General features: G+C 66.7%; 8 protein-coding genes and 5 pseudogenes. 7 read left to right on the top strand and 6 right to left on the bottom strand.

Going from position 1 to position 9224, the window contains the following annotated elements:
• A pseudogene (locus tag ACZ4NT_RS36330) lies at positions 1-95 on the top strand (AfsR/SARP family transcriptional regulator); the annotation flags it as partial.
• Between the two features lie 290 nt (positions 96-385).
• Positions 386-784 (top strand): annotated as a pseudogene (locus tag ACZ4NT_RS36325) (aminoglycoside phosphotransferase family protein); the annotation flags it as partial.
• A gap of 41 nt (positions 785-825) precedes the next feature.
• On the opposite strand, the gene ACZ4NT_RS36320 reads toward ACZ4NT_RS36325, so the two are convergent.
• A complete protein-coding gene (locus tag ACZ4NT_RS36320; protein ID WP_467729558.1) occupies positions 826-1668 on the bottom strand; it encodes a hypothetical protein in 843 nt (280 codons plus the stop codon).
• Between the two features lie 1615 nt (positions 1669-3283).
• On the opposite strand from ACZ4NT_RS36320, the pseudogene ACZ4NT_RS36315 reads away from it, so the two are divergent.
• Positions 3284-3562, top strand: a pseudogene (locus tag ACZ4NT_RS36315) (transposase); the annotation flags it as partial.
• 9 nt (positions 3563-3571) lie between these two features.
• Here the strand turns inward: ACZ4NT_RS36315 and ACZ4NT_RS36310 are convergent.
• From ACZ4NT_RS36310 to ACZ4NT_RS36300, 3 genes are all read right to left on the bottom strand, one after another.
• Complete coding sequence (locus tag ACZ4NT_RS36310; RefSeq protein WP_467729557.1) at positions 3572-3922, bottom strand: hypothetical protein; 351 nt, start codon at positions 3920-3922, stop codon at positions 3572-3574.
• Between the two features lie 82 nt (positions 3923-4004).
• Positions 4005-4868, bottom strand: coding sequence for an ISAs1 family transposase (locus ACZ4NT_RS36305; protein WP_467729555.1), 864 nt, complete (start codon positions 4866-4868; stop codon positions 4005-4007).
• A 51-nt stretch (positions 4869-4919) separates the two neighbouring features.
• The gene (locus ACZ4NT_RS36300; protein WP_467729553.1) at positions 4920-5633 is read right to left on the bottom strand and encodes a hypothetical protein; all 714 of its coding nucleotides are present in this window, start codon (positions 5631-5633) and stop codon (positions 4920-4922) included.
• A 161-nt stretch (positions 5634-5794) separates the two neighbouring features.
• Between ACZ4NT_RS36300 and ACZ4NT_RS36295 the strand changes: the two are divergent.
• Positions 5795-5953: pseudogene (locus ACZ4NT_RS36295) on the top strand (Ku protein); the annotation flags it as partial.
• A gap of 108 nt (positions 5954-6061) precedes the next feature.
• On the opposite strand, the gene ACZ4NT_RS36290 reads toward ACZ4NT_RS36295, so the two are convergent.
• Positions 6062-6628: a DUF4240 domain-containing protein gene (locus tag ACZ4NT_RS36290; protein ID WP_467729551.1), complete on the bottom strand. Its 567-nt coding sequence runs from the start codon at positions 6626-6628 to the stop codon at positions 6062-6064.
• A gap of 139 nt (positions 6629-6767) precedes the next feature.
• Positions 6768-7085, bottom strand: coding sequence for a hypothetical protein (locus tag ACZ4NT_RS36285; RefSeq protein ID WP_467729549.1), 318 nt, complete (start codon positions 7083-7085; stop codon positions 6768-6770).
• A 119-nt stretch (positions 7086-7204) separates the two neighbouring features.
• On the opposite strand from ACZ4NT_RS36285, the pseudogene ACZ4NT_RS36280 reads away from it, so the two are divergent.
• The 3 genes and pseudogenes from ACZ4NT_RS36280 to ACZ4NT_RS36270 form a co-directional block, all read left to right on the top strand.
• Positions 7205-7488, top strand: a pseudogene (locus tag ACZ4NT_RS36280) (IS5/IS1182 family transposase); the annotation flags it as partial.
• Positions 7489-8008: 520 nt separating this feature from the next.
• Positions 8009-8650, top strand: coding sequence for a hypothetical protein (locus ACZ4NT_RS36275; RefSeq protein ID WP_467729547.1), 642 nt, complete (start codon positions 8009-8011; stop codon positions 8648-8650).
• A 128-nt stretch (positions 8651-8778) separates the two neighbouring features.
• Positions 8779-9057: a hypothetical protein gene (locus tag ACZ4NT_RS36270; RefSeq protein WP_467729545.1), complete on the top strand. Its 279-nt coding sequence runs from the start codon at positions 8779-8781 to the stop codon at positions 9055-9057.
• The last annotated feature ends 167 nt before the right edge of the window (positions 9058-9224 follow it).

The raw sequence follows: 9224 nt of genomic DNA, 5'->3' as shown, positions 1-9224 counted from the left end.
AGCGGCTGCATCACGCGATGCTGGCCGTCGATCCCCGCCTGGACGTGACGGCCGGCCCCCGACGCAGCTCCACCTTCGACCTCTACGCAGCCTGAGGCCCCTCCAACAGACGCTGCCTGTGCACATGTTGTGCCCCGCACCCCCGAGCGGGTCGCCCTCGACCTGTGTGCCTCGATCGGAGCCTTCCTCCACTCCTTCGCCGTCCGGCTGTCGGTTTCGACCTGCGTGCTCGAAAGCCTGACGCACCGGGTCCGACGTCCTCCCTGCAGGCCCAAGCCCGTCCCACACGCTCTGGACTGCGACAACCGCCGACCCGGTCGGCCGACGCATTCGCACACGAGAGACCCGGAGACGCTGACGGTCACCCCCGGGATACTGGTCGCCCATGGATGAGGTCGAAGTCGTCGTCGCCCATTCCGAGCGAGCGACCCTGCGCATCGGCGATGTGTTCCTGAAGGTGGACGCCGACCAGGCGCGCCTCGACGTGGAGGTCGAGGCGATGGCCTTGGCTCCGGTCCCGACCCCGGAGGTCCTGTGGCACAAGCCGCCCGCGCTCGCGATCGCCGCAGTTCCGGGGACGGCACTCGGTCGCCTTGGCGAGCCGTCTCACGCGTCCCCGGCGGCGTGGGCTGCGGCAGGTGCCGCCGTCCGGACGTTGCACGACGCGCCGTTGCCGCCCTGGCCCGGCCGGGGAAAGAGCCTTGACGAGGTGGCGGCGGATCTCGACAGCGAGTGCGAGCATCTCGTGACGAACGGCGTCCTGCCCGCCGACTTGGCATGGCGGTGCATCTCTTGCGGGCAGGGGAAAGCAAAGCTCGATAGGGGCTATGCGATGGGCGTGCTTGTACCCGTGGGGGCTGGGATGGGCGTTGTGGGGGCGGCGGGAGTCCGAGTCGGCCGGGTGAGGAAGAGCCAGGCGCTGAGGGCGATGGCTGCGAGGAATCCGCTAAAGGTGACAGCGACAGCGGCCTCGACTGGTACGGAGCAGTCCTTGCCGGCGGTCCCCATCGTCATGACGACGCTCAGGAGACATCCGGCCACGATCGACAGTCCGCTCACGGCGATGGTCTTGACGACTCCGCCATCGGACATCCGGACTCTGTCGAGGCCGGGACGGCTGTATGCGGCGAACCCGAGGACGGACACCGCCAGGACTACGGACAGCAGGAAGGCGATCAGGATTCCCAGCCAGCCGGGTGCCTGTCCTCCGTAGCTCGCTTTGCCGTACGCGTAGGTGCCGTCGCACAGAAGTGCAAAGACCGGGAGGGGGATGCATTGCCCGAGCAGGCGCCGCGCGTAGTGGGCGGGGTCGTAGGGGAGCACGCCTTCGATGAACAAGACGGTGGCGTAAATGAGCAGCGCTCCGGAGATAGAGAAGCCGACACTGGCCACGATGTGCTCGAATAGGGCCCGCCCTGGGTTGTCCGCGTCAGCCGCGACGATGCAGTAGGTGAGGGAACTCAAGACCAGTCCGAGGAGGGCCGCGAGGAGGGCGGGAAGCGCCTGGCTGAGTGCCTCCTCCCTGCGGCCGCTTGGGCCGGCCTCGCTAAGGAAATGGGAGATGACGAGGAATACGGCCGTGAGCGCGAACCCGGCCAGGACTCCGGACAGTTGTGAGTAGAGCTGGGCTACTGCTCCGATGTCGAGGGTGGGGGGTTTACAGATCATCGGCGGCTCCATGGATAGGCGATGACACACAGCGTGCCGCCTGGCGATCGTGGCGCCGCAGATTCAGGACTTTTAGACCTGATGGGAGGCACATGCGCTATAGAGCGGCAGGAAGCCATCGCCCAGCAGGTGACCGGAGAAACGCCACGCAGCGGCCTATTCGGGCCGCAGCAGCAACGGCGGGAGAATGCAGTCCGCTTCAAGGCTCGGACACCACAGTCGATTGTGTTGTCCATGTCCGGACACACTGCCGAAAAGACGGTAGGCGAACCGCGGGGCTAGGCGGCCCGGGTGATCACGATGCGAGGCGGTAACGCCATCCGTTTCAGCGTCGGGCAGCAGCCTCTATGTGACGGTACGACGTCATGGTCCTTGCGCACCGCGACGCCGACGCCGCGGGCGGCTGGCTGCGCATGCTGTCCTCACCGCACCGGTTGAGCGGGTGACGCAACTGGTCGGACTCGACACGATCATTGGCTGCCACCCCACCCTCCGAGGCCCTCCAACCCTGACCCAGCAGGCGCAGTGGTTAGGCGGACCGGGGCTTGCAGCACGCTCCAGCTCGTTCCCACCTTCGTCCCAGGTGAGAAGAGCCTCCGCAGACCGTGGACGAGGGCGGCCCGGTCCTCGAGGATGGAAGCGGCGCCGGGCCGCCACCTCGCCACCTGCCCCGACCGGCAGGGGCCGGCCAGGCGAAGAGGGTCCAAGCAGCCTGTGCTGAGTCGGTGGAATGGGCAGACCCGGCCCTTGCCCATACGCCTGGCGGTGACCACCACGGCACGTGGATGGGTGCCCCGGGGGTGAGTCCGTTGGTCAGGCACGCAAGAGGGGCGAGGCGTCGGTGCTGCGTCCACGCCGAGGCGGCCCGGGCGATGCGTTCTCCGGCAGAAGGCAGGACGTAGCCAGCGGAGAGGAAGAGCGTTCCGAACCCTGCGACCGGGGGCGCGACGTTCGTGCTGAGAGCGTCCAGGTTGTGGCCCGTCCATCGGGCGACGACGGCGGTGAGCTTGCATGCGTCGTAGGACAAGTTGCACAGCGCGCCGGCGGCGAAAAGGGTCAGACCCGCCCGCAGCAGACCGGTGACTTCCCTGTACCAGCGCCTGCACAGGATAGTCATGGTGGCCGCGGCGAGTGTGTGCGCGACGAGGTACACCGTGATCATCTCGCGGATGAAAGGCGTGCGGGCGTAGTACGTGTCCAGGTCCCTTAGCCGTTCCTGGGGGGCGTCGCCGAGGAAGAACAGCGTCAACAGGACGGCGATCACGGTTCCGTAGATGCCGATGCACCAGCGGGCGGCTCGACGGCGCTGCTCTTCCGGACCACCTCGCCAGGTGATCATGAGGTTGATGATGGCTGCGCTCGTCGCGGTGAGGAGCGAATGGGCCAGGACAGCACTGAAGTTGGGGATGCCCGTGGCGGCGTTGATCCGAACGATGCTGGGGGGGAGCGACACACGCGAAGACGGCGATCCCCAGGCCAAGGACGACGGCGACAGATCGCAGCAACGGGTCTCTCCAGCCGCCCTTGAGGAGCGAGGGGATCCTCAGCACCAGCGCCAGGAGCATGGGCACGACCGGCAGGTAGTAGGACTCACCCGACATGCCGCCCTGCCCCCTATTCGTCACGAGCCATCCGGGACCTTCTGCGAAGGCGCGGAGTACGGACTGTGATCCCGCAGCCTGCCGACCAGATCGCCAACCGCAAGCGCAAGGGTCGCAGCGGCGGGCGCCCGCCCGGATTCGACCGCGAAGCCTACAAGCAGCGCAACACCGTCGAGCGCTGCATCAATCGCCTCAAGCAGTGGCGCAGCCTGGCTACCCGCTACGAGAAAACCGCCACGGTCTACCGCGCCGGCCTCCTCCTTGCGGGCATCTTCCTCTGGTCCGCCCGCTGAACAGCCAGCTCAGGGGCGGAGACATTCGCCCTGCGGATCGAAGCAGACGAGGTCGTGCTCGCGGGCCAGTTCAGCGGCGTACTCGGACACTCCCTCGGCCTTGGCGTAAGACATGACCAAGTACACGATCGGGCCCGATGCCTCATCGACGACCGGTGTCGACGCCCACACGACGTTGTGGTCGACGTCATCCGGGTACCGCGCGACGAGGGCATCCATGTACGCCACGATGCGCGGCGCCGGAGGCACAACGACATCGTCCGACTCCAGGTAGCGCTCGTAGAACCCGTCATACATCGAGCCCGCTTGGCGGTCATCGACTGGACGGTCACCGTCCCATACAGCAAGGTCATAGCTCACAGACGCATCGTTGCAGGCGGCAGTTCTGCCAACGCGAGCAGGTCTGCACTCGGATCTCCGCTCATGATCCGTAAGAGAGCTCCTAGACGGCCTGGCGGGCGCCAGGGAAGAGCAGGTTGTTCACGGTGGCGACCTTGATCCGGCGGATCTCCACGCGGCCGTGGCCGGTGCCCCGGGTGCGGCCCTGGAACGGGATGTCCTTCCAAGGAAGGGACTTCAGCTGCTTGCGCAGTTTCTTCTGGTTGCTCTTGACGATCGCGATGTAATGGGCCCCGCGGCCCAGGAGGTAGGCGGCGTGCTCGCGTTGCGTATGGAGCGCGTCGCTGGTGACCACGGTTGTGGCCAAGTCAGCGACGGTGTCGAGCAGCGGCTGGAAGCGGGTGACCTCACCGGTCTTCTCGCCAACGTCGAGCTGGGCCAGGACCAGCCCGGTGGTGTGCTCCACCGCAGCGAGTAGGTGGATTCTCCGCCCCTGGGCCTTGGCCGCGCCGCGCAGGGACTTGCCGTCCACGGACAGTCCACGCAGCCCGGTGCTCTCGGGCCGGCGGTCGGCAAGCCATCCGCCGACCGCCTGGTCCAGGGCATCACCGTCGATACGGGCGAGCAGCCGGCGGACCGTCGCCTCCGAGGGCACGAGCTTTCGGGGCACTAATGGATCGGGGTGCACGCCGAGTCGCTCCAGTACGTGCGACGGCGCGTCCGCGATCCACTCGCCGACCGCCAGTAGCGAGGTGGCGCCGGTCAGCACCGCGCACGCAGTCAGCGTGAGCACGACGGCCAGGGTATGGCGCACGCCGCGCGGATCACGCGGATCCGGCACCTGAGCCAGCCGCTCCAGCAGGCCGGGCACCTCCCCGGGCCCGACGTCGGACTGCTCACGGAGCCGGTCAAGGGCCGGTGGAATCAAGGATGATACGTCGGCAGACAGGTCTTCCAGGCAGGTCACGGACGTGGAGCACTCCATGATCACGAGTACCTTTCGTGCATCGCCTCCCGTTCACAGCAATGCCGCGGTCTCGCCTGCCACCCAGGTCTGCCAGACACGACGGGTGTTCGGCAGGTCAGGGCGGTCAAGGAGCCAGAGCACGTAGCCGGCGTGGCACCGGGCCCACGGACTGTCCGACGCTGCCGCACGACCGAGCCTGTCCCGCAGATCAGTGCTGTCTACAGCCCGGGCAACCCGCACGTATTCGCGATCCTTGCAGCGATACGCCCGGTGGACGACGATCTCGACCAGGTCGGTGAGCTTGGCCTTGATCGCTTCGTCCTTGCGAGCACGGGCCACCTTCCGGATCAGGCTCTGCTTCGTACCCCACGCCTTCGCATGCTGGGTCCACTCCAGCGGGTACCTCGCCTCCCACTCCAGGAAGAGCAACACATAGGGCAGCCCCGGCCACGTCGCCAGTTCCTCGTCCGCAGGCCTGCCCCACACCCCATCAGGCAGCGAACATCTCTGGGCCTGCTGATGCCTCAGGCGCGCGCGCAGAAAGGCCGGCTCCCGGAACTGCTCGTCCGCTCCCAGGGGCCGCGTCAGGAGCCACATCTCGTTGGACCGCGCGAGCGCGTCCGCGACCTTCCTCTGGGCCTCTGCCAGATGGATGAGTGCTGCACCTCTCGCAACCGGATCTTCCGCTATAAGCCCGAACGCCCAACCCAGTCGCTCAGCCCATGTACAAGCATCGTCCGCATCCGTACCTGCCTCTTCAGCCACGCACGGGATTATCTCCTAGCGCGGTCGGCACGCTCCACCAGACAGTGCGGGGGAGACGCAAGGGCTCCGCGCCGGCGTCGGACGTGAGCAGGAACCGCCCGCTCTCTCTTCATCTCAAGTGACCACGAAACGGACGCCCGCCGACTATGCCGAAGCCCTGGGTGTCGAAGGACCAAGTCGTGCCCGTCCTCGACGAGGAGCTGCGGGAGATGCCGCTGCCCACCGCGAAAGCGATCGAGATCCAGGCGTTCGTGCCGGCCGAGACCATCGACCCCATTCGGATCGGCGAGGGCTACTACTTGCAGGCGGGCGGCCGTATCTAGAGGTCGCCCGCAATTGTACAGGTCAGGCGCACTCTCTTCAGCGAGGGACGTAAGGTAACGGGCGTCAACAACGAGGGTCAATACGAACCACCGGTCCTATGCGGGTCAGCCCAGTGCGGGGCTGAGATAGAGCTCGGCCAGCCGGGGCAGACGTCGGCGCATCTGTTGGGCATCGTCGAAGTCAAATGACTCACCCATGCCCTCGCTGCTGGCTTCGTCGGTCATGGCATGAGTGTCGCTGTAGGCCTCCCAAGCCTCCCAGAAGTCGTCCTCGTCATCGGTCAGCCGCTCATAGGCGCGGGAGGATACGAAGTGGAATTCCTCGGCGAATACGGCGTCCTGGTCTCCGGCGGCTGCCGCGGCCCGCACGGTGGGATGCTCTGCGAGCGCGTCTGGACAGGTAGCCGACCGTTCGTACCACTCGCGCCCGAGCGCCACCAGCCCCGCCGTGAAGTCGCTGAACCGGTCGTCGGAGCAGCCGCCGCCGACGAGATAGGCAGCCGCCCAGACGTCCCAGCGGTAGACCGCGCTGCGCAGTCGGGCGAAGCGATATTCGAACGCGAGGATCTCTTCCGCAGTCCGCGCGGACAAAAGGGCGGAGACGGCGACATCGAGCGGCTCGCCACTGTCCCGGGCGGCGTCGACCACGCGCCAAAACGCTTCGGTGTCCATGGCGGGCAGTCTGCCAGTGCCCTATGACAGCTTCCTCAACGGCAGCCCGGAGGGTAAGTCTCCCGTCGGCGGCGGCTCTCGTCCCGGATCATCTGCCGCAGGCTGGTGCGGGCTGCCGACAGGTCCTTCTCGAGTTCGTTCACCTGTCCTTGCAGAGCCGGGCGTTCTCTCGCTCAAGTTCACGGTTGGATTCGGTGAGTTCGTTCATCCGCTCGGTCAGGCTGCGATGGCTGACTTGGTCGAGCTGGGTGCCAAGTTGTCGCCGCATGGCGTCCTTGAGCCGGTCGCGTTCGCTGCGAAGTTCTTTGATCTCTTCGCTAGCCGCTGCCAGGTCGGCCCGCAGGCTGGCCTGGCTGGCCCGACGGCCGTCGCTGGTGGCTGTGACGGGTTCGCGTTGCTGCCGCATGCCGAAGAAGAAGACACCCGTCAAGAACAACGCGGCGAAGAAGACGACCAAGAAAGCCTCCGCAAGGAAGCCGAAGCGCAGCGCCTGACCAGGCCGACGTAGCGCGGCGTGGGCGCCCGCCGCCGGGAGACCTGGCTGCCGACGGGCATCCTCCGGTCCGCTCCCGCCGTGGACGTCGCCGACGCAGGCCCGACAAGCGCCACGCAGACAAGGGGGTGTGACTATGCCCATCTGCGGCGATGGCTGCGAGAGCGGAACATCACCCCTCGCATCGCTCGCAAAGGCACCGAATCGTCGAACCGCCTTGGTCGTCATCGCTGAGTCGTAGAGAGAACCGTGCCCTGGCTCGCCGGCTGTCGGCGTGCCCCGTCGCCACGAGCGCAAGCGCGAGCACTTCCGGGCCTTCGTCGGCATTGCAGCAGCCCTCCTCGGGCTCTGCCGCCTCGCGCGCTGAGGTGCGAGGTCAGTCCGTCAGCGGGGTCAGAGGGTCCGGTCGGGACAGCGCCTCGGACAGCGGCAGCCGGTCTCTCGCGGCAACGGTCCGACGGACTCGCAGTTCAGCACGGGTCCGTGGGCGGTATTTGGGTTCCTTGCCACACCCGCACACCGACAGCCCTTCGTAGCGCAGCCCTTCACCCAACACCGCAGCCACCACAGACCAACTGCGGACATCACGCCTAGGCGGCGGTGCGAAGTCGTGACCAGCGCAAACGAGGGGTTGAGAACAGTTCGGGCACAGGTGCTCGCGCTGTGGATAGGCATGCTGCTTGAAGCTGACGCGGCACGAGACGCACGCGTAGTGCAGCTTGTAGTAGGTCATGGCGTAGAAGCACACGGGGTGACCGTACCGAGCAGTCCTTCAAGCGGACCACCTGTTTCACGGCCAGCAGCCCGCCATCACGATGTCTTTAGCGAACTGCGCCACCACTACCCACGTGCCGATAAGCAGGCGCAATCCCGTAGAGTCCGCATCCATGATCCTTGACGAGCGGCCCGCCGACGATGCGACCGTCTTTCGGTACGGACGGCGGCGGTTGTCTCAGGACCTGTTGATCCTGTCGTTGTTGATCGCAACCGGTGTGATTGGCGTCGCGCTGGCGGTGCGAGAGGGCGCGACCGGAGCCGATTGGACGTTCAGTACCCTGATGTCAATCCCGGGCTTCGTCGCGGTGGTGGTCCTCGTGCGCCGCTGGCGAGCCCGCCATTGGGTCATCGCCTTCGACGCGACGGGATTCTGGTGGATGCGGAGCGCGGAGATCGCGCTGGTCCGCTGGGACTCGTTGGCCGGAGTCGGTATCCACTGGGCCAGGGGCCGGATCACTGTGCACACCGTTGAACTCTGCCCGAAGGACGAGATCGATCGCGACGATCCGCTGCTGTGGACGTTCGTCCGCGACGCAGACCCGATCCGCCCCGGCCTGTCCCGACTCCGCTACCGCATTGATGTCGGCTCCTCTCATAAGGCGTACGAGACAGCTCTGCTCCAGTGGGCCCCGGAGTTGTGGTTCGGCCGCAGAGAGCAGCCGTTCTCGTATCTGGGCGCCCCCGATCGCGAGGGCCACCGGGAGCGGTTGGCCTCGAGGACTGAGACGTCGGACGAGGGTACGGGCGGTTGACGTCCTGCCGGCCGCCGCGAGGGTGAGTTCGGGTTCTGGTCCACTTTCCGTGGAGGCTCACGGATCGTGATGTCAGCGGTGCGTGATGGGATGGCCGGACTCTGCCGTTGATCTACTGGGAGACCGTCGTGACGTCTTCGTACCCGTCCCTGACTCGTGCCTTGGCCGAGGCTTTGGTCGATGTCCTGTGGTTCATCGAGGGCAGCGAGGACGAGCAGATGGATCAGGACGATGCGGTCAAGGTCATGGAGGGCGTCGCCCACGTGGTCAGTACGCTGTCGGGTGATCAGCAGCAGGAGCTGATCGCCCTGCTCGGAGCGATGGCAGCTGCCGAGACCAACCCCGCTCGCCGTGAGTTCCTGGAGGAGTTCCCGGAGGGCTTCGGGCTTATCGACGATCTGTCCTGAAAGGTCTCGGCTTGCCGCGCAAGGCCGACACAGACTCGTCCTGGCGGTTGGTCCTCCACCCAGACTCGTCAGAACTCGACGATATTGGATGGGCGGCATGGTATGGGCATGACAGACCAGCGCCGCGCGAGAGCCGGCCCAGGATGCCCAACCGGCAGGCCCTGTCC

This window comes from Streptomyces sp. NPDC026417 (assembly GCF_055567695.1).
Note: the sequence above shows the minus strand (reverse complement) of the source record. Positions and strands in the feature narration are given on the sequence as shown.

Coding starts and splice junctions, on each gene's coding strand:
- ACZ4NT_RS36320 (WP_467729558.1), bottom strand. CDS start 1,668: ATGATCTGTAAACCCCCCACCCTCGACATCGGAGCAGTAGCCCAGCTC.
- ACZ4NT_RS36290 (WP_467729551.1), bottom strand. CDS start 6,628: ATGGACACCGAAGCGTTTTGGCGCGTGGTCGACGCCGCCCGGGACAGT.
- ACZ4NT_RS36275 (WP_467729547.1), top strand. CDS start 8,009: ATGATCCTTGACGAGCGGCCCGCCGACGATGCGACCGTCTTTCGGTAC.